Annotated in this window: 15 protein-coding genes and 1 riboswitch; of the genes, 7 read left to right on the forward strand and 8 right to left on the reverse strand. The window is 58.0% G+C overall.

Features of this window, described 5'->3' with window-relative positions; translation table 11 throughout:
* Positions 1 to 99: 99 nt before the first annotated feature.
* Positions 100 to 1,119, reverse strand: a complete 1,020-nt coding sequence (sohB, locus tag TU84_RS18815) for a protease SohB (protein WP_048371684.1) — start codon at positions 1,117 to 1,119, stop codon at positions 100 to 102.
* A gap of 204 nt (positions 1,120 to 1,323) precedes the next feature.
* Here sohB and TU84_RS18820 point away from each other — a divergent pair, with 204 nt between their 5' ends.
* The 4 genes from TU84_RS18820 (at position 1,324) to TU84_RS18835 (ending at position 4,450) form a co-directional block, all read left to right on the forward strand.
* Complete coding sequence (locus TU84_RS18820; protein ID WP_048371686.1) at positions 1,324 to 2,034, forward strand: histidine phosphatase family protein; 711 nt, start codon at positions 1,324 to 1,326, stop codon at positions 2,032 to 2,034.
* 55 nt (positions 2,035 to 2,089) lie between these two features.
* The gene (locus TU84_RS18825) at positions 2,090 to 2,404 is read left to right on the forward strand and encodes an SCP2 sterol-binding domain-containing protein (protein ID WP_048371688.1); all 315 of its coding nucleotides are present in this window, start codon (positions 2,090 to 2,092) and stop codon (positions 2,402 to 2,404) included.
* Between the two features lie 186 nt (positions 2,405 to 2,590).
* Positions 2,591 to 3,658 (forward strand): phosphotransferase family protein, encoded by a 1,068-nt coding sequence (locus TU84_RS18830; RefSeq protein ID WP_048371690.1) that lies wholly within the window; start codon positions 2,591 to 2,593, stop codon positions 3,656 to 3,658.
* Between the two features lie 24 nt (positions 3,659 to 3,682).
* Positions 3,683 to 4,450, forward strand: a complete 768-nt coding sequence (locus TU84_RS18835) for an SDR family oxidoreductase (protein ID WP_048371691.1) — start codon at positions 3,683 to 3,685, stop codon at positions 4,448 to 4,450.
* Between the two features lie 76 nt (positions 4,451 to 4,526).
* On the opposite strand, the gene TU84_RS18840 is transcribed toward TU84_RS18835, so the two are convergent.
* A complete protein-coding gene (locus tag TU84_RS18840; RefSeq protein WP_048371694.1) occupies positions 4,527 to 7,460 on the reverse strand; it encodes an RHS repeat-associated core domain-containing protein in 2,934 nt (977 codons plus the stop codon).
* A gap of 267 nt (positions 7,461 to 7,727) precedes the next feature.
* Here TU84_RS18840 and TU84_RS18845 point away from each other — a divergent pair, with 267 nt between their 5' ends.
* Positions 7,728 to 8,249: an AAA family ATPase gene (locus TU84_RS18845; protein ID WP_048371696.1), complete on the forward strand. Its 522-nt coding sequence runs from the start codon at positions 7,728 to 7,730 to the stop codon at positions 8,247 to 8,249.
* Positions 8,250 to 8,619: 370 nt separating this feature from the next.
* Here the strand turns inward: TU84_RS18845 and TU84_RS18850 are convergent, their stop codons facing one another.
* The gene (locus TU84_RS18850) at positions 8,620 to 9,945 is read right to left on the reverse strand and encodes a sigma-54 dependent transcriptional regulator (RefSeq protein ID WP_048371698.1); all 1,326 of its coding nucleotides are present in this window, start codon (positions 9,943 to 9,945) and stop codon (positions 8,620 to 8,622) included.
* Positions 9,946 to 10,297: 352 nt separating this feature from the next.
* On the opposite strand from TU84_RS18850, the gene TU84_RS18855 reads away from it, so the two are divergent.
* Entirely contained in the window at positions 10,298 to 10,564 is a 267-nt protein-coding gene (locus TU84_RS18855; RefSeq protein ID WP_048371701.1) for a hypothetical protein, read from the forward strand.
* 74 nt (positions 10,565 to 10,638) lie between these two features.
* On the opposite strand, the gene TU84_RS18860 is transcribed toward TU84_RS18855, so the two are convergent.
* From TU84_RS18860 to cobW, 4 genes are all read right to left on the reverse strand, one after another.
* Complete coding sequence (locus tag TU84_RS18860; protein WP_048371919.1) at positions 10,639 to 11,184, reverse strand: vWA domain-containing protein; 546 nt, start codon at positions 11,182 to 11,184, stop codon at positions 10,639 to 10,641.
* 110 nt (positions 11,185 to 11,294) lie between these two features.
* On the reverse strand, positions 11,295 to 12,302 hold the full coding sequence (locus TU84_RS18865) for an ATP-binding protein (RefSeq protein ID WP_048371703.1): 1,008 nt from the start codon (positions 12,300 to 12,302) through the stop codon (positions 11,295 to 11,297).
* Positions 12,303 to 12,322: 20 nt separating this feature from the next.
* Entirely contained in the window at positions 12,323 to 16,093 is a 3,771-nt protein-coding gene (cobN, locus tag TU84_RS18870) for a cobaltochelatase subunit CobN (RefSeq protein WP_048371705.1), read from the reverse strand.
* A 3-nt stretch (positions 16,094 to 16,096) separates the two neighbouring features.
* Entirely contained in the window at positions 16,097 to 17,167 is a 1,071-nt protein-coding gene (gene cobW / locus TU84_RS18875) for a cobalamin biosynthesis protein CobW (RefSeq protein WP_048371707.1), read from the reverse strand.
* 94 nt (positions 17,168 to 17,261) lie between these two features.
* Positions 17,262 to 17,460, reverse strand: a riboswitch (cobalamin riboswitch).
* Positions 17,461 to 17,585: 125 nt separating this feature from the next.
* Between cobW and TU84_RS18880 the strand changes: the two genes are divergently transcribed.
* Positions 17,586 to 18,890, forward strand: a complete 1,305-nt coding sequence (locus TU84_RS18880) for a glycosyltransferase (RefSeq protein WP_048371708.1) — start codon at positions 17,586 to 17,588, stop codon at positions 18,888 to 18,890.
* Here TU84_RS18880 and cobF read toward each other — a convergent pair.
* Complete coding sequence (cobF, locus tag TU84_RS18885; RefSeq protein WP_048371709.1) at positions 18,885 to 19,646, reverse strand: precorrin-6A synthase (deacetylating); 762 nt, start codon at positions 19,644 to 19,646, stop codon at positions 18,885 to 18,887. The two genes, TU84_RS18880 and cobF, sit on opposite strands and share 6 nt — an antisense overlap.
* Positions 19,647 to 19,734 lie beyond the last annotated feature (88 nt).

Here is a 19,734-nt window from a genome sequence, read left to right on the forward strand (position 1 = left end):
TACTTAAATGCAACTGCAATTCGAGGGAAACCACTACATAAATAACGCACATTTAACAAACCCCCGATTGCGGTAATAAAACCGCAACCGGGACGCTAGTTACCAGAAACGCTGTTGGGTCAAACGGCTCCACAACGAATCAGCGACGCGCTCAGCTGAGTGGCTGGCAGCGAGCCCTACTCGCTCTTGCAAGCTTTTGCGCTGAACATAATGCAAGTGAAACAGCTGCGCTTGTTTGGCACGCTCAGACAAGTATTCATCGCTGGTTTTCAACTCATCAACCAGCAACTTGTCCACCGCGGCCACACCCAGCCAGACTTCCCCGGTGGCAATCTGATCAATCTCCAACTGCGGGCGGTACTGGGCCACGAAGCTCTTGAACAATTGATGAGTGATATCCAGGTCCTGCTGGAACTTTTCACGGCCTTTTTCGGTGTTCTCACCGAATACCGTTAACGTGCGCTTGTACTCCCCAGCGGTGAGTACTTCGTAATCAATGTCGTGCTTTTTAAGCAGGCGGTTAACGTTTGGCAACTGTGCCACCACTCCGATAGAACCTAAAATCGCGAACGGCGAGCTAATAATCTTCTGTCCAATACACGCCATCATGTAACCGCCGCTGGCGGCCACTTTGTCGATGCAGATCGTCAGCGGGATGCCGGCCTGACGAATACGAGCCAGCTGCGATGAGGCCAAACCGTAGCTATGGACCATGCCACCGCCGCTTTCCAGGCGCAAAACCACTTCGTCAGCCGGTGTGGCCAGCGTCAGCAATGCCGTAATTTCATGACGCAGGCTCTCGGTTGCCGAGGCTTTGATATCGCCTTCAAAGTCCAGTACGAAGACCCGTGGCTTTTCTTCCGGTTGTTTCTTCTGCTTTTTATCGACTTTGGCCTGCTGCTTGCGCAACGAATTGAGTTGATCCTTGGACAACAATGATTGCTCAAGCTTGTCGCGCAGGCCTTTATAGAACTCGTTCATCTTGCTGACTTGCAATTGCCCGGCAGTCTTGCGACCTCTGCCACGCAATGCTGCCAGGGTCACCAGGACTACCAGAATGGCAACCACCAGGGTGACGGTTTTAGCCAAAAAACTGGCGTATTCGGCAAGAAATTCCACAGCCTCTCCTTACAAACGCTTGCAGCCCTCGGGACAGGGCCACGTAATGCTGCCCAGCATACCGACGTGATACCGGGCCTGCCAGCCGTGAAACACCTTGTCGACGGTGCTTGCAGACAATTCAAACAAGCGTATGTTTTTTTATTGACAGGCTCCCGGCATCCTCCTAACCTCGCCAGACTTTCAACGTGCCGGGAAGCGGACGTGGGCATCATCTATTTGATTCGACATGGGCAGGCCTCATTCGGTGCAGACGACTACGACGTGCTGTCGCCTCTGGGTGTACGTCAGGCGCAAATCACAGGTCAGCATCTGGTTGACTTGGGGATACGCTTTGATCGCTGCCTGTCGGGTGATTTACTACGCCAGCAACACACCGCCGAACATGCCCTCGCCCAGTTCACTGCTGCCGGGTTAACCACGCCCGCACTGGAAATAGACCCGGCGTTTAATGAGTTTGATGCTTTCGGGATTCTCGATGCGCTATTGCCAGGCATTCTGCCGCAAGAGCCGAACGCCCTGCACACGCTGAAAAATGCGGCTGAACAGCCCGAAGAGTTCCAGCGCATCTTTGATCTGATTATTGCGCGCTGGCTCAGCGGCACCTATGACACCCCGCAGATCGAAAGCTGGCTGGCCTTTGTCGAGCGCGTACAAGGTGGCCTCAATCGCGTGCTTGACCACGCCGGCCATAAACAAAACATTGCCGTGTTCACTTCCGGCGGCAGCATCACTGCCCTGCTCCACCTGTTGACCCAAATTCCTGCCAGCGAAGCCTTCAAGCTGACCTGGCAAATCGTCAATACCTCGCTCAGCCAACTCAAGTACCGTGGCCGTGAGGTAACCCTGGCTTCCTTCAACAACCATGTACATTTGCAGTTGTTGAAGACGCCATCGCTGATCACCTACCGATGAGCGTTGGCAACCGCGACCTGCGGGTCGCCGTAACCCACCCTGAAAGGATCGAACCATGACTTCTGTAGCTGATGCCGTTCAAGCAATGAAAGCCAAATTCAACCCAGCCGCTGCTGCCGGCCTGGACCTGGTATTCGGTTTTCGCATTGATGAAACCAAGAACTTCTCGCTGGTTGTCAAAGACAGCACGTGCGAATTGCTGGAAGGCGAAAACCCGGACGCACAAGTGACTCTGGTGATGGACGGCGAAACTCTGGAAGGCATCGTCAGCGGCGAAACCGACGGCATGCAAGCATTCATGGGCGGCAAGCTGCGCGCTGAAGGCGACATGATGCTGGCCATGAAGCTGAGCGAACTGTTCCCGTCGTAAGCCACACGCAACATCCTGAAACCGAAGCCCCGTGCTTCGGTTTTTTTTTAGCTGTGCTTCACTCAATGCCAATCAAGGGCACTGATTATTCACTAACACGCGTACCTATTAAGGCTGTGCTTGGCGTTGCGGCACATTAGATTAACGAATGTTGTCAGGTCACAAAAATAAGCAGAAGAGATAAACATGACGCTTACCGACTCATCTACCCGTATCCGTTCTGGCGAAGAGCTCGACGCCAGCCAGATTGATCCTTACCTTAAAGCTCATATTCAGGGGCTTTCGGGGCAACCGGCAATTAGCCAGTTCCCGGGTGGGGCCTCAAACCTGACCTACTTGATTGAGTACCCGGGCGTCGAGTTGGTCCTTCGCCGCCCGCCGTTCGGCCATAAAGCCAAGTCGGCTCACGATATGGGCCGAGAATTCCGCATTCTCAACCAACTCAAGGACGCGTTCCCGTACTGCCCCAAAGCCTATGCCCATTGCACCGATACCAGCCTGATCGGTTCCGAGTTCTATGTGATGGAACGGGTCAAGGGCATCATTTTGCGCTCAGACCTGCCGCGCGAACTGGCGTTAAGCGCCGACGATACCCGGACCCTGTGCAAGAGCTTTATCGACAAACTGGTGGAGTTGCATCGGGTTGATTACGCCGCCTGCGGTCTGGGCGAACTGGGTAAGCCAGAAGGGTATGTACAGCGCCAGATCTCGGGCTGGAGTGATCGCTATGAAAAAGCCCTGACCCCCGATGCTCCGCTCTGGAAAGAGGTCAAGACGTGGCTTAACGCCAAGATGCCCGCCGACCATTCAACCCCTGCGATTGTTCATAATGACTATCGCTTCGACAACGTGATCCTTGATCCAAACAACCCGATGCAGATCATCGGCGTGCTGGACTGGGAACTGACGACCATTGGTGACCCGCTGATGGATTTGGGCAATACCCTCGCCTACTGGATCGAAGCTGACGACCCGGCACCGGTCCAACTGATGCGCCGCCAGCCCAGCAATGCCCCCGGTATGTTGACCCGCCGCGAGTTCGTCGACTACTACGCCGAACGGTCAGGGATTCAGGTCGATAATTACGACTTTTACTACACCTACGGGCTGTTTCGTCTGGCCGGTATCGTTCAGCAAATTTACTACCGCTACTACCACGGCCAGACCCGGGACAAACGCTTTGCACCGTTCGTACATATGAACGCACTGCTTGAGCAGATGAGCCTCAAGGTCATCCGCCAGTCCAGCCTTTAAGCCCGCGATAAACAGGGAATCAGCATGTCCAAGACTCAATTGTTCGACCTTGACGGCAAAATCGCCTTTGTTTCCGGCGCCAGTCGCGGCATTGGTGAGGCCATCGCCAAGCTTCTGGCCCAGCAAGGCGCCCATGTGATTGTCTCGAGCCGCAAGCTCGAAGGTTGCCAGCCGGTGGCTGAGGCGATCATTGCCAATGGCGGCACCGCGACAGCCATGGCCTGCCACATTGGTGAAATGGAGCAAATCACCCTGACCTTTGCGCGTATTCGCGAAGAGTTTGGTCGCCTCGATATTCTGGTCAACAACGCGGCGACCAACCCGCAGTTTGGCAACGTCCTGGATACAGACCTGGGCGCGTTCCAGAAAACAGTCGACGTGAATATTCGTGGCTACTTCTTTATGTCGGTTGAAGCAGGCAAGCTGATGCGCGAACACGGCGGCGGCAGCATCATCAACGTGGCCTCGATCAACGGTGTCTCGCCGGGGCCATTTCAGGGCATTTACTCAATGACAAAAGCTGCGGTCATCAACATGACCAAGGTGTTTGCCAAGGAGTGTGCGGGTTTCGGCATCCGCTGCAATGCGCTGCTGCCGGGCCTGACCGACACCAAGTTCGCTTCAGCGCTGGTCAAGAACGACGCCATTCTAAAAGGCGCCTTGCAACAAATCCCGCTCAAGCGCGTGGCCAACCCGAGCGAAATGGCCGGTGCAGTGCTGTATTTGGCCAGCGATGCGTCCAGCTACACCACGGGTGTGTCGTTGAATGTAGATGGCGGGTTCTTGTCCTGATCACGCTTGCCCAGAGGTCGATCGGCAGGATGGCGATCGACCTTTGTGTGACCTTCGATAGTCGAATGAGCGTGATTCAGCGTAGTGTCGTGCGCAACACGCTTAATATGCGGGTGTAACCTTGTCTTGCGGCTAGCACCAAAAGCCCTCTGAACTCTGTGAGCGCCGTCGCCACTCCGCGTGCCGCACCGACCCAGAATCGGGTTCGCGAGCTTTGCCGAGAAGCGGGCTGACCAGTGACAAGAGCGGCGATGGATTCAACCCCGACCCCCGACCAATACCCCCACACTTGATTGAACATTCGACTTAACCCGCCGTGGACTGTGGCTTCAAGATCAGGAAATTGAAGAGCGTCTACATGGGCATCGTAAACGGCGGTTGCGTGACCAGCCCGAATTAAGCTGGCGGCGCCGGCATCGTAACCCTCCATAAGCGGCCCGACATTGGGCATTAAAGCCCCAGGAATTGAACTGTTATAAATCGCGTTGGGTATGGTGGCCAATCCATAAGCCGCAGCAGCCAGCAGTGTTCTGGGGGCCCGTGCAGCCAGCGGCGTTTGCCCCCATGACACAGTCGTACCCAGCCCCCGTACAATTTGCTGCCCCACCTCCCTGGAAAACGCCCGTACGTGCCCAATAAAACGTTCCCGGGCCACGGGATCCCACTCCTGATCAAGGTCCACGGCGCCGCCATCGTTCATGCTGGCAAACCCTCTGTTAGTAGCAATGAATTCTGCGACACCTGCTATCGGGCTAAAGCGCGTCCAATTGCCTAATAACCCCGTAACCATGTGCCCTATAGCCAGCCCATCCAGTACCGCCACGACTTGCCTCAGTACGATGTTCCAGAAGCGCGTCGGTTGCCGGCCTGCAAACAACAGCAGGTCGACCCCCACCCCAAGCGCGTTGCTTGCGTAGGTCGCCAATGAGTCACGAATGGCAGCCGAACTTGCCGCCTGCAAAGCCGGGCGAATGCGCTCGGAGAAGCGTGCGACTGCACCGCGAAGCCGCGAGAAGCGACTGGCAGGGGCCCCTAAGGCCGCTTTCTTCGACGCCGTCCCTTGACTGTCGACATAACTGACGGGGTTGCCGCGTGCCATTGCGTACAGGTTTAAACCATCAATATCCCCGCCTGGGTCGGCGTTGATCCAGCGCCCCAGCCACGGTGCATAGTAGCGATACCCGTAGTAATACAGCCCGCTGGCATCGCGCTCTTTGCCTGAGTAACGAATGGTTTTATACGACGCGTCAACGGCGCTTTTTGCCGCCCACCAGGCGGTACCGCCATAGGGATAATAGGTCTCTTGGCTCAGTACTCGCGCACTGCCATCCAGCTCCAGCGTGCTGCTGCCAAGGTTGTCCGAAAGAGCAAAGCGTATTTGTTGATTTTCAATGCCCTCAGGGCGGCCTTGTTCCCACTGCAAGATCCGGATGCTGTGCAGTGCGCCTGAGACGATCACGGTATTCAACCACTCGCCGGTAGCGCTGTTGTGATGGATTTCAAGACCGGGCAGGTAGCGTACTTCGCTGCGGTGGCTCTGATTTTTGGCCACGCTACGGCGGATTTTCAACACCCGCTGTCCGCTGCTGTCATAGCGATAGGTTTCGTCATCGTCCTCACCATCAGGGCGCACGACCTGGATAACACGCTGTAACTGATTGCGTACATTCCAGCTGAGCGTCTGCCCTGGCCGCAGTGCCAACTGGTTACCATTTTTATCAAACCCGCTGCCCAACCCCGGTGCCAAACCGGCCGGACCTTGTTCCACGCCGTGGTTGCTGTGAGTCGCGATGTTCATCTGGCGGGTATAACCCGTGGCCTGGGCAGGCAGGTGTCGCAGGGCGCTCAGATTGCCGCTGGCATCGTAGCGATAGTTTTGCCGGTAGTGACGGCTCAGATTTGCCTGGGTCGAGCCAAAAGGCACCGCCTCCAACAGGCCCGACCCGCTGGCAGCGCGGGTACTCTCACGGCCCGTGGCCTCAATCAATCGGTAGAGGCTGTCATAGCGGTAGGTGTTCTGCGCCTCGGTCCGTGTGTTGTCAAACCACTGCACCGGTTGCGCCGCGTCACTCACGCTCAACACATTGCCAACACGGTCGTAGGTGTAGGTCAGGTCTTGCAACGGCTCATCGGCCTTGCCGGACCGATAGCTGCGCAAGCGCTGCAGGCACTGATCAAGTGGGTTGTAGTCAAGCTTGCTGACGACGCCATTACCCGCGCGCTCACTCAGCACTTGCCCGGATGCGCTGTATACCCTCTGCTCAACCAGGGTTTGGGCGCTGCCGCGGGCAAGCGTAACGCTCACGTTGGCCAACAAGCCATCCACTGCATAGCCCATACGCTGAAGATTGCCCTTGGCATCAATCTGCTCGGCAAGTTCACCTGAGGCCTGATAACGCCAGGTACTGGCATACCCTGCACTGTCTTGCTGCTCGTCACTGAAGCGGCGTATTTGCTTCGACAGTTGGCCAAGTACATCGTAAGACCCAAAGCGCACATCACCTGCCGGGTCGACATGGGTGATCAGTCGGCCACAACGGTTGCGTATGGCCTCGCCGCGAGTTGACGACCCATAGATCAACTGCTCGACCACCACGGGGGCGCTTTCGTCACTGGCTTGCTCAGCTACCCCGGTCAGGCGTAACAAATGATCGTACTCGAACGTTTGACAAGCACCGCGTGAGTCCCAGCGCCGGATGACCTGGCGAGAACTGCCCAGCCAACTGATCCCCTGCCCTTGGTCGACGCTGTCACTCAACAGCAGGTGGCCCGACAGTGAGTAGCTCATGCGTTGGTTGGGCCTGACACTCGTGTCGTTTTCATGCAGGGCTGATAAGCGCGGGTCCCATTGTTCCTTGAGCACCCCGAGAGGGTTGAACACGTTTCGGTTGATGCGCGCCTGCACGGCGTCATGAGCGTTTTGACGGTAATAAGCCACTTGGCGAATACTCAACCCGCGTGGGTCGAGCGCTATCAGCGATGGGGTGTGTTGATGTAAAGACGCAGGCATAAGGTGTGGTCCTGAACGGCACAATAATTAAAAAGTGTAGAGATCAGGTTCCGTGCCTCCTGACTAAACTGGGTGCGTTTTGTATCCATATAAGAACGCTTACACCCTTTAAAGCGCCTTCAGTGCTTCACTGCTGGCTGTGTCTGACTGTGCGCAGAACTGTGATGTGCAGGGATTCCCAAAGATGCAATGACTGCGGGTACAATCCCCGGCTTTATCTCTGAACCAAGGGTTGTCAATGTCAGGGCTGGTGATGGTGCTGCGCACATGAAGGTCGTGGTTTTGGCAGGCCCGGAATCCAGCGGCAAAAGCTGGCTCGCAGCGCAGTTGCAGGCTCATTTTGGTGGCGTGTTGGTGGGCGAATATGTGCGCTACTTCATTGAGCAAAACCCGCGTGAAACCTGCCTGGCCGACATTCCGACCATCGCCCGCGGGCAACTCGACTGGGAGGATCAGGCCCGTGCCAGGCAGCCTGAATTGTTGATTCTGGATACTCACTTGTTGAGCAACATACTCTGGAGTCAGACGTTGTTTGGCGACTGCCCGGACTGGCTGGAGCCGCAGTTGCTCAGCCGTCACTACGACCTGCATTTGCTGCTGTCTCCCGACGACGTCGAATGGACCCAAGACGGTCAACGCTGCCAACCACTACTGGCTGAACGCCAAGTTTTTTTCAACGCCAGCCGGCAATGGCTCGAGCAGCACCAACAACCACTACAAATTCTGACCGGTGATTGGAAAACTCGGCAGCAACAGGCCTTCGCTGCCGTCCAGCGTTTACTTGCGTAAACCCGCTGAAACACTCGCCGGCCCTAAACGCCTTATAAAACTTGGGTTTAAAGCTTTTAAACAAAACTGTAACGAGACTGATACATCAACGCCCTGCGAACCCGGGCGTTAATCCTTAATCCGACTCATATCTGAAACACTGCGCTACGTTGCCTCTGAAAGGGGTTTTGTAACTTGCTGTTTTAAAAGCATTGCTGACTAACGGCACAAGTATTGCTCCGTACTGCTTAACGTTTAAATCAACAAAAACACACAACACGTTGATCTGTTGAATAAAGTTCGGAGTCTGCAATGAAATCCGCCGATGCTCTCAAGCCTTTGGTTTATGCCCTCGCCGCATTGATGGCCGCCGCCGCACAACCGCCGCGCCCTACCGAATGTGATGCTTGCGCAACAACCGATAAAAAGTAGGCCGGGACACACCGAGCACTTTGGCCGCAACGCTCAGGTTATTAGAGTGACGATGCAACACATCGCACAATGCCTGCCGTTCAGCGCGGTGTTTGTAGTCTTCAAGGGTCTCCATGGCTTGCTGAGTCGTAGTGTGAGACTCCAGGCCCAGGTCAGCCGCTTCGATTTGTCGGCCTTCAGCCAGTACCAGGCCACGACGAACCCGGTTGGCCAGTTCGCGAACATTGCCCGGCCAGGCATGATTGCCCATCGCGATCAGGGCGCCCTCACTGAACGAGCGTGGGCGGCGGCCAGTTTCCTGGCTGTAAAAGCGCGCAAAGTGATTGGCCAGCAGGCTCAGGTCGCCATGCAATTCACGCAACGGGATGGTTGATACCTGTAACACGTTGAGGCGGTAGTACAGGTCTTCGCGAAAACGGCCTGATTGAATCGCGGCTTCAAGATCGATATGGGTGGCCGCCAAAACCCGCACATTCACGGCGATCGGTTCACCGCCACCGACCCGTTCAATGTGTTTTTCCTGCAGAAACCGCAAGAGGCTGGCTTGCAACTCCAGCGGCAGGTCGCCGATTTCATCGAGGAACAGCGTGCCACCGTTGGCCGCCTCGATACGCCCGATCTTGCGTTGGTGAGCGCCGGTAAATGCGCCCTTTTCGTGACCAAACAGCTCGGATTGAATCAGATTCTCGGGAATTGACCCGCAATTGATCGCCACAAACGGCTTGTCGTGACGCAGGGACTGATGATGCAACGTTCGCGCAACCAGCTCTTTGCCAGTACCGCTTTCACCCCGGATCAAGATCGGCGATTCGGTGGGGGCGAATTTGCAGAGCAGTTTGCGCAATTCACGCAAGCTGCGGCTATCACCCAGCAGTTCATGCCCCTCGGTCTCGACAAGGTTGACCACATGATCACGCAACCGAGCCATGCCGAAAGCACGACCGAGCGTCACCTCAACCCGTGGCACATCAAAAGGCAAGGTATGGAAATCAAAGAACCACTCGCAGACAAAGTCCCCGACATTTTTGAGTTTCAACACCTCGGGGCTGACGACAGCGATCCATTGAGTGCCACTGCGGTTGATCATTTTTTTCAGTGGGTCGGGCCGCTCCAGGTGCTCAGGCAGCAAACGAAACAAGCCTACGTCACACGGTCGGTCGATCACGGACTCCAGGCTGCAACTGTCTACCGACCAGCCGATACTTTGAAGCCCAGGTAATAACTGGTGACAATCTTCGAAAGGGTCTACTACTAACAGACGCCGAGGTGATGACATTTCAAGCATGGCTAATCCCTCGCGCCATTGGGTAAAAAGAGTTGTAGAAACAAAGTGTTGATATGGGTGAGCGTAACGTTAGCAACTGGATTGGCGGTGACTTGTACCGTTTCTTTATAACGGTAATAGCCAATTAAACTTTGCCAATCCAAGGTGACATCACGCCATTGCAACAACCCTTTAAGCGGATGCAGACAGCCTTTCAGAGTTGATCTAAATCAATGAGGTAAAAAAAAATTAAAAAAAGTGACACGCGTGTGTGACCCGAAGCAGGTCTCAGGACATCAGTACAAGTAACCAACCGAACGGTACGCCCAGCCGACGGTTAATCATTTGATGGGCACACATGAGAGAAGACCCTATGAACGCCCCGCTCCGTTTCAACGAAGCACTTTTGATTGCCGGCCACGCCTTTGAACCTTTCCAGTGCGTTGCCTGGGCAGCGCCCGATGGCCAAGGCGAATTGAGCCTCACAGTGATTGACCGCACCAACACCCGTATCGGGCGCAAACAAATCTCGTTGAGCGCGTTGTCTGACGCCACCCAGTTGAAAAACCTGCTGGCCCAGGCCCGTAACGAACTGAGCGATGAAGGCTACGCGCTACAACCTTGGGTAATGCCGGCTTAACAGCCGCCCTACCTGTAGGAGCGAGCTTGCCTCGCGATCTTTTGATCTTTTAAAAGATCGCGAGGCAGTTACCGTTATTCGGTGTCGATATGGCAGTAGTCGATCTGTAAATCCGCGGCCATTTGCTCAGCCCGCCCCAGACGAATCGGACCTCGCTCGATATCAATCAACAGGCCCGGACAATCCAGTTTCGGTAACGCCTGCCCTTCTTTTAAACGCCCGTCGGTGACCAACAAAAAACGCTGCTGCTCTTGGGGCAACTGCTTGCGACGCACGCCTAACCAGCGCGAAACCTCCTGCAACGCTTCCCGCAACGGCGTGCCGCCACCCGCACCCAGACTCTGCAACCAGTTATCCAGCGCTTTTGATGCCTTGGCGCCGCTGACGTGCCAGTGCGCAGCATTACCACTGGCCGTCATCACGGCAACTCGGGCACGTTGGCGGTAGGCGTCTTCAAACAGTTGCGCCAACAAACCTTTGGCATCGCTAAGTGCCTGATGCCGACGGGTTGAGGCCGATGCATCAATCACCACCAGCCACAGTTGCTGGGCAGCACTTTGACGGTTTTTAAAAGCCAGGTCGTCGCGACTCTGCGGACGACCTCGAAGCAGTGTTTGCAGCCAATCAATAGCGCCGCTGTCAGCACGGCGACTGGCGCCCTGGCGCCCCTGCTCAAGGGTGCCCGACTGAGGTTTGGCATCCACCCCCGCCGTTATACGAGGGCGAATGCCTAAGGCTTTTTTGGCCAGCTCGGCACTTCACGTCGAACGCCCATGGCTTGCGGCTGCGCAGGCAACTCACCCCATTGGCCCTGGCCTGAACGGCTGGAGCTTCCCGCCGACTGATCCTGGGGTTGAGGCTGCTCGGGGGTTGGCGCTTGCGGCATCTGTTCGCGGCGACGGTGACGCAAGGCGAACTCGGCCACGGCATCAATGTCTTCGAGGCTGATTACATTCGCCCCCCGCCATGCGGCATGAGCCCTCGCGGCACGCAGCCAGACCAGGTCAGCGCGCATGCCATCCACGCCGGCAGCGAAACAACGTTCAGTAATGATGGCCAGCGAGTCATCGTCCAGCGCAATGCCCTGCAAACTGTTGCGGGCCTGCTGGCAGCGCTGGCGCAACGTGTCTTGTGCCTGTTCCCAGTGCGCGCAAAAACCCTGCGGGTCGCTGTCAAAGGCCAGCCGGCGACGGATGATTTCACTGCGTTCAGCCGGCTGCGGCTGGCCGTTCATGGCCACGTTCAGGCCAAAACGGTCGAGCAATTGCGGGCGTAGTTCACCTTCTTCGGGGTTCATGGTGCCGATCAGCACAAAGCGCGCCGGGTGACGATGGGAAATGCCATCACGCTCCACCACATTGATGCCGCTGGCCGCGACGTCCAGCAGCACGTCTACTAAGTGATCGGCCAGCAGGTTGACTTCATCGACATACAGCACGCCGCCATCAGCCTTGGCCAACACGCCGGGTGAAAACTGCGCCTTGCCCTGGCCCAGCGCAGCGTCCAGATCAAGGGTGCCCACCAGCCGCTCTTCTGTGGCGCCCAGCGGCAAGGTGACAAATGGCCCGCTGGCCAGCACATCCGCCAGGCCACGGGCTAAAGTCGATTTGGCCATGCCACGCGGGCCTTCGATCAACACACCGCCGATTTTGGGGTCAATCGCCGTCAGGCACAGCGCCAGTTTCAATGAATCCGCGCCAACCACCGCCGACAGCGGGAAATGCGGGGTGTCCGTCATGGGTTGAGCCCTTTCAAAAGTCAGTCTTCTTCAATGTCCAGCAACAGGTTTTCCAGCGCCTCGCGGTAGTCGCCCGGTTCGCTCCAGAGCCCGCGCTGCTGGGCTTCCAGCAGGCGCTCGGTCATGTCGCGCAAGGCGTGCGGGTTGTGTTGCTGGACGAAATCACGGGTGTTCGGGTCGAGCAAATAGGCATCGGCGAGCAATGCGTATTGGTGGTCGTCGATCAATTGGGTGGTCGCGTCAAACGCAAACAGGTTGTCAAGCGTCGCTGCCATCTCAAACGCACCTTTGTAGCCGTGACGCTTTACCCCTTCGATCCACTTTGGATTGGCGGCACGGGAACGGATCACCCGATTCAACTCTTCTTTGAGGGTGCGTACTTTCGGCAAGTCCGGCTGGCTGTGATCGCCATGGTAACTGGCCGCAGTCGTACCGCTCAGGCTCTCGACGGCCGCCAGCATACCGCCCTGGAACTGGTAATAGTCGTTGGAGTCGAGCAAGTCATGCTCACGGTTGTCCTGGTTCTGCACCACCGCCTGCACCTGGCTCAAGCGCTGGGCGAACTGCCCGCGGGCGGCCGTGCCTTCATCGGCGCCACCGTAGGCGTAGCCGCCCCAATTGAGGTAAACCTCGGCCAGGTCTTCGCGGCTTTGCCACAGGCGCCCGTCAATCGCGTTTTGCACACCAGCGCCATAGGCACCCGGTTTGGCGCCGAAAATACGCCAGCCCGCCTGCCGCGCAGCAAGTTCCGGGGCCAGGCCGTCCCGCTCAAGCTGTTCGCGTTCGCTGCGCACTTTGGCGGCCAGCGGGTTAAGGTCATCCGGTTCATCCAGCGCAGCCACCGCCTGCACCGCCGCGTCAAACAGGCGGATCAGGTTGGCAAAGGCGTCCCTGAAGAACCCCGAGACCCGCAGGGTCACGTCTACCCGAGGCCGGTCGAGCAAGCTGACCGGCAAAATCTCGAAGTCATCAACGCGCTGGCTGCCCGTGGCCCAGACCGGACGCACGCCCATCAGCGCCATGGCCTGGGCGATGTCATCGCCGCCTGTACGCATGGTAGCCGTGCCCCACACCGACAACCCCAGTTGGCGCAAGTGATCGCCATGGTCTTGCAGGTGGCGTTCAAGAATCAGGTTGGCGGACTGAAAGCCAATCCGCCACGCGGTGGTGGTGGGCAGGTTGCGCACATCGACTGAAAAGAAGTTACGCCCGGTGGGCAGTACATCTAGACGCCCGCGGCTAGGCGCACCACTGGGCCCGGCAGGCACAAAGCGCCCGTTCAGGGCATCCAGCAAACCTTGCATCTCCGCCGGGCCACACGCGTCCAGGCGCGGCGCGACAACGTCCAGCAAAGCATCAAAAATCGAGCGCACTTCAGCCCATTGCTCACTGCCCGGCAGCTGCAAACCACCGTCCAGCGCTTGCTCGATTAACTGTGCAGCGTACAACTCAAGACGCTCACGGGTGTCGCCTGCGGTGCGCCACAGCGCCTCGCTGACGGCTTGCAGCTCAGGCGGCTGACGCTGGGTCCAGGGTTCGGCCAGCGCACAGTCCAGCGGGTCGAAACCCAGTTCAAAGGCTTTGGCCAATGCCCGCAACAGGCTTGATTGGGCGCCACGGCCATCGCCACGGGGGATGCGCAGCAACGCCAGCAAGGTGTCGATACGCAGTCGCCCGGCCGGGGATTCGCCGAAAATATGCAGCCCGTCGCGGATTTGCGACTCTTTGAGGTCGCACAAATAGGTGTCCAGACGCGGCAACCAAATAGCCGCATCGGCGTCGCTGTCGAGGTTGTCGTCCAGTTGCAGCTCGCGATCAATGTGGGTGTCGCGCACCAGCTTGAGAATATCGCCCTGCAATTCACGGGCGCGGCGCGGGTCGAGCAACTGTGCCTCGTAATACTCATCGGCCAGCAGTTCCAGATCACGTAGCGGGCCGTAGGTTTCGGCGCGGGTCAGCGGCGGCATCAGGTGGTCGATGATCACCGCCTGGGTGCGCCGCTTGGCCTGTGCGCCCTCGCCCGGGTCGTTGACAATAAACGGGTAAACATTGGGCAGCGGGCCGAGTATCGCATCCGGCCAGCAGTGTTCAGACAGGCCGACGCCTTTGCCCGGCAACCATTCCAGGTTGCCGTGTTTGCCCACGTGCACCACGGCATGGGCGCCATAGGTGTGGCGCAACCAGAAGTAAAAGGCCAGATACCCGTGCGGCGGCACCAGATCCGGGTCGTGATACACCGCGCTGGCGTCCACTTGATAACCCCGGGCAGGCTGAATGCCGACAAAGGTCAAACCAAAACGCAGCCCGGCAATCATCATGCGGCCACTGCGAAACATCGGATCGTTGTGCGGTGTGCCCCAGCGCTCGTTCACGGCCAGGCGATTGGCTTCGGGCAACTGATTGAACATTGCCCAGTATTCATCCAGGCCCAGACTCTGATGGCAGGGCCGCAGGTCCAGGCTGTCCAGGTCGTTGCTGACCCCGCCCAACAGTTCTTGAATCAACGCTGTGCCCGACGCTGGCAAGTCGTCTTGCAGCGGATAACCCTGAGCCTGTAACGCGCGCAATATATTCAGCGCCGCCGCCGGGGTATCAAGCCCCACGCCATTACCGATCCGACCATCACGGGTCGGGTAGTTGGCGAGAATCAGGGCAATGCGTTTTTGCGCGTTGGGAACACGGGCCAGTTCAACCCAGCGCCGTGCCAGCTCGGCAACAAAGTCCATACGCTCGGGCTGTGCGCGGTAGCACACCACGTCTGACTGGCTGCGCTCACTGCGCCAGGCCAGGTCTTTGAAGCTGATGGGGCGGCTGATGATTCGGCCATCCAGCTCGGGCAAGGCAATGTGCATCGCCAAATCCCGCGGGCCCAGGCCTTGTTCGCTGTCGCGCCAGCCGGGTTCATTGTCTTGAGCGCAAATCGCCTGAATCACCGGGATATTGCGCCGGAACGGGCGCAGATGCGGCGCTTCCGGGCTGGATTGGGCAAAACCGGTGGTATTCAAAATGACCCCGGCGTCGACCTCATCAAGCAGATCTTGTACCACCGCCAGACAGCCCGGCTCTTTAAGGCTGGCCACCGCCATTGGCAAAGGGTTAAGCCCGGCCGCCTGTAAGCGCTGGCAAAACACATCGACAAATGCGGTATTGGCCGCCTGCAAGTGCGAGCGATAGAACAGCAATGCCGCTACCGGCTGCCCGGCCTGCCAATCCGTTTGCCAGTGGGCAAGTTCGGCGCTGCCGTGCTGCGGGTGGTAGATGGCCGTGCGCGGCAAGGTCTGTGGCTCGCCCCATGGATAATCGCGCCCCAGCCAGAGGCTGGCCAGGCAACGATAGAGTTGCAGCGCGTTTGCCCGCCCGCCCTGGCGTAAAAAGTGCCACAGGCGTTCGGCGTGTTCGGCGGGTACGGTGCTCAACGCGCTGAGCTCCGGGTCGGGACGGTCATCGCCCGGCACCAGAATCAACGTCACGCCGCGCTCGGCCAACTGCATTAGCCGCTCGATGCCATAGCGCCAATAACCAATACCGCCGTGCAATGACAGCAGAATCACTTTGGCGTGTTGCAGCACCTGATCGAAATACAAATCGACCGAGCCGTGGTTTTGCACCTGCATCGGGTTGGCCAGACGCAGGCTTGGATAATCTTCCGGCAACTGCTGCGCGGCGTCCGCGAGCAGTGCCAGGCTTGAATCACCGCTGCACAGGATCACCAGCTCGGCAGGTGTCTGGCCTAGGTCGGCAATGTTGTCGTCCGATACAAAGCCACCGGGCTGGGTCCTGAGCAAATGCATGGTTTAAGCGCCCAACGCTGTACGCAGTGTGGACTCAAGCAAGGCTGCGTCCAGGTCCTGACCGATCAACACCAGTTTGGTGGTACGTGCTTCGTCGCTGCCCCAGGCGCGGTCGAAGTGCTTGTCAAAACGCGTGCCCACGCCCTGGATCAGCAAACGCATCGGTTTGCCAGGAATGGCTGCAAAGCCCTTAACCCGCAGAATGTCGTGCTTGACGACCAGATCGGTGAGCGCATCCAGCAGCAGGCGCTCTTCTGCTTGTGGCAGCTCGATGGAGATCGAGTCAAAGGCGTCGTGGTCGTGATCGTCGTGGTCATCATCGCCATCGTGGTGATGGTCGTGATGGCTGTGGCGGCTGTCGATATGGTCTTCAGAACCGGCGCCCAGGCCCAGAAGCACGTCCAGCGGCAGGCGACCGCTACTGGCTTCGATGATTTTTACCGCCGGTGGCAGTTCTTCAGCGACTTCGGCACGAACTTTGGCCAGGTCTTCGGGCTTGATCAAGTCGGTTTTGTTGAGGATCACCAGGTCTGCGCTGGCCAGTTGGTCAGCAAACAGTTCGTGCAATGGCGATTCGTGGTCCAGGTTGGGGTCGAGTTTGCGCTGTGCGTCGACCTGGTCCGGGAAGGCGGCGAAGGTGCCACGGGCAACGGCCGGGCTGTCAACCACGGTGATGACCGCGTCAACGGTGCAGGCGCTGCGGATTTCTGGCCACTGGAAGGCTTGAACCAACGGTTTTGGCAAGGCCAGGCCCGAAGTTTCGATGAGGATGTGGTCGATGTCGCCGCGACGGGCAACCAGTTCGCGCATGACCGGGAAGAACTCTTCCTGCACGGTGCAGCACAGGCAGCCGTTGGCCAGCTCGTACACGCGGCCGTTGGCTTCTTCTTCGGTGCAACCGATGGAGCATTGCTTGAGGATTTCACCGTCGATGCCCAACTCGCCGAATTCGTTGACGATCACGGCAATGCGACGACCTTGAGCGTTGTCCAGCATATGGCGCAGCAAGGTGGTTTTGCCCGAGCCGAGAAAGCCGGTAACGATAGTGACGGGGGTTTTGGCCAGTGTTTTCATCGGATGCCCTTTGGCAAAGCGGCGGGCATACGGGACGAGAACCGCCCGGTGTGTGCGGTTACTCTTCGCCACCGGATCACCCCGCCCGGTTGAAGTAAGAATCTGGTACGAGGCAGGTCTCCTGGCTTACGGCTGGAAGTCCGCCAGCGGCTGACCTCTGCCCTGCGCCTTCCCGCTGAATCAGCAGTGGCCTGGCAGGGTTATTGACCGTTTACAGTTGCGGGGGCAGCCGCGGCATACCGCGTTCCCGTCTTAGCTTCGCGTGGCGAAGAACCTCGAAGGTGCAAGGCTACGCAGTGCTTTGTAACAGGTCAATGTTGAGGTACTTATCCGCTCCCACAATCGAGTTGGCTACAAACACCTGACTGCGCGACAATTGCCGCCTTTTTCAGCCGCCTCCGGTTCCAAGGATCTGCTCATGTCGTTGCCCCGCCCTACCCACGTTCTGATCATTGGCTACGTGTGGCCCGAACCACGGTCTTCGGCGGCGGGCGGGCATATGATGCAAATCATCGAGAGCTTCTTGCAGGAAGGCTGGCACATCACCTTCAGCAGTCCCGCCGGGATTGGCGAACACAAGGCTGATCTGGCGGCACTGGGCATTGCTGAGGTCAACATAGAGCTGAATAACAGCAGCTTTGATGCCTTTATCAGTGAACTGGCGCCAGATATCGTGCTGTTTGACCGCTTCATGATGGAGGAACAGTTCGGCTGGCGTGTCGAAAAACACTGTCCGAATGCTCTGCGGGTGCTTGAAACCTCAGACCTGCAAAGCCTGCGTGATGCTCGCCATCTGCAACTCAAGGCTCACTTAAAGGATCATCCCGAGCAGGATGACTTCAGCCGCCTTTTTGCGCCCTCGCCCGTGCAGACCTTTGAACACATGGCAGATGCCGATCTGGCGCAGCGAGAAATTGCCGCCATCTATCGCAGCGACCTGAACCTGATGATTTCTGAATACGAGATTGATCTGCTGGTCGAGCAATTCCACGTGCCCGCCGCCTTGTTGCACTGGTGCCCGCTGATGGTCGACAAGGTGCCGACCGAGTTCGTGCCGTTTGAGCAGCGCCAGCACTTCTTGAGCATTGGCAACTTTCGCCATGCGCCCAACTGGGACGCAGTGCTATGGATGAAAACTCAGGTCTGGCCGCTGATTCGCCAACAGTTGCCAGATGCCCAGTTGCATATCTACGGTGCTTACACGCCGCCCAAAGCCACGGCCTTGCATAACCCCAAGCAAGGTTTCCACGTGTTGAACTGGGCCGAAGACGCGCTGGCCGTCATGAGCAGCGCCCGCATCTGCCTCGCACCGCTGCGCTTTGGCGCCGGGATCAAAGGCAAAATTGCCGACGCCATGCTATGCGGTACGCCCAACGTGACGACCCCGATCGGCGCCGAAGGCATGCACGGTGACATGCCGTGGGCCGGGGCCATTGAACAGAGCGCCAGTGCCATTGCTGCCGCCGCGGTTGAGCTGTATCAAAACCCGCAGGCCTGGCAAAACGCCCAGCAAAACGGCCAGGCATTGCTCCAGGCGCGCTATCTGCAAAGCGACCATGGCCCGGCGCTGGTGCAACGGATCAACGCGTGCCGCGCCGGGCTTGAGCAGCATCGGCGCAACAACTTCACCGGCGCCATGCTGCGTCATCACCAGCATAAAAGTACGCAATACATGTCGCAGTGGATCGAGGCGAAAAACAGCGCCAGGCCACTCACCTCATAAGTCGGGTGCAAGGCGCCGGCGCAGCAAGTAAGTGTCCATGATCCAGCCTTTGCGCTGCCTCGCGTCTTCACGGATGTGTTTGATCAGCTCGCAAACGTCAGCAAGCTTGCCGGCAATCAGGATTTCATCGGCGGTGCCCAGGTAAGCGCCCCAATAGATGTCGAGGTTTTCCTGGGTAAACCTTTGAAACGCGCAGTGGGCATCGAGCATCACCACCACGTTGTCCAGGTCTGCGGCGGTCAGTCGTCGCCCGGTGGTGATACGAATCGGCTGGCCAATACCGTTCAAAGGCACGCGATGGCGCGCCGCCAATGCCTGCACACTGCTGATGCCGGGGATCACTTCGTAATCGAAGCCGGTGCAGCCATTCGCCCGCACCCGCTCAAGAATACGCAACGTACTGTCATACAACCCCGGCTCGCCCCATAACAGAAACGCCCCCGACTCGCCCTCGGCCAGTTCATCTTCAATCAGGCGCTGGAACACTTCGGCGCGCTGCTCATGCCAGTCTTCCACGCCCTGGGTGTAGGAAGGCGTCGAGCTATCACGCTGCGGATCACTGACCTGTACCACCCGGTACGCGGGTTCGCGGATATAACGCTCGCAGATTTCCAGGCGCAGGCGCACCAGATCTTCAGTGGTCTGGCCCTTGTCCAGCACAAAAAAAACCGATGCGCGGTTGAGGGCGTTAATCGCCTGAACGGTGATGTGCTCCGGGTCACCCGCGCCGATGCCGATCAGTAACAGTGTTTTCATTGAACCAGGCCCTTTGCGTACAGATCGTCGCCTCAATTGCGACGGAGTAATAACCGTAGCTGGTAGGAATTTAGATAAGGCGGCATGA

This window comes from Pseudomonas helleri, from assembly GCF_001043025.1.
Taxonomy (GTDB): Bacteria; Pseudomonadota; Gammaproteobacteria; order Pseudomonadales; family Pseudomonadaceae; genus Aquipseudomonas; species Aquipseudomonas helleri.

Bases quoted from the DNA above. Each gene is read 5' to 3' on its own strand.
- TU84_RS18825 (WP_048371688.1), top strand. From the start codon at position 2,090: ATGACTTCTGTAGCTGATGCCGTTCAAGCAATGAAAGCCAAATTCAAC.
- TU84_RS18830 (WP_048371690.1), top strand. From the start codon at position 2,591: ATGACGCTTACCGACTCATCTACCCGTATCCGTTCTGGCGAAGAGCTC.
- TU84_RS18835 (WP_048371691.1), top strand. From the start codon at position 3,683: ATGTCCAAGACTCAATTGTTCGACCTTGACGGCAAAATCGCCTTTGTT.
- TU84_RS18840 (WP_048371694.1), bottom strand. From the start codon at position 7,460: ATGCCTGCGTCTTTACATCAACACACCCCATCGCTGATAGCGCTCGAC.
- TU84_RS18845 (WP_048371696.1), top strand. From the start codon at position 7,728: ATGAAGGTCGTGGTTTTGGCAGGCCCGGAATCCAGCGGCAAAAGCTGG.
- TU84_RS18850 (WP_048371698.1), bottom strand. From the start codon at position 9,945: ATGCTTGAAATGTCATCACCTCGGCGTCTGTTAGTAGTAGACCCTTTC.
- TU84_RS18855 (WP_048371701.1), top strand. From the start codon at position 10,298: ATGAACGCCCCGCTCCGTTTCAACGAAGCACTTTTGATTGCCGGCCAC.
- TU84_RS18865 (WP_048371703.1), bottom strand. From the start codon at position 12,302: ATGACGGACACCCCGCATTTCCCGCTGTCGGCGGTGGTTGGCGCGGAT.
- cobN (WP_048371705.1), bottom strand. From the start codon at position 16,093: ATGCATTTGCTCAGGACCCAGCCCGGTGGCTTTGTATCGGACGACAAC.
- cobW (WP_048371707.1), bottom strand. From the start codon at position 17,167: ATGAAAACACTGGCCAAAACCCCCGTCACTATCGTTACCGGCTTTCTC.
- TU84_RS18880 (WP_048371708.1), top strand. From the start codon at position 17,586: ATGTCGTTGCCCCGCCCTACCCACGTTCTGATCATTGGCTACGTGTGG.
- cobF (WP_048371709.1), bottom strand. From the start codon at position 19,646: ATGAAAACACTGTTACTGATCGGCATCGGCGCGGGTGACCCGGAGCAC.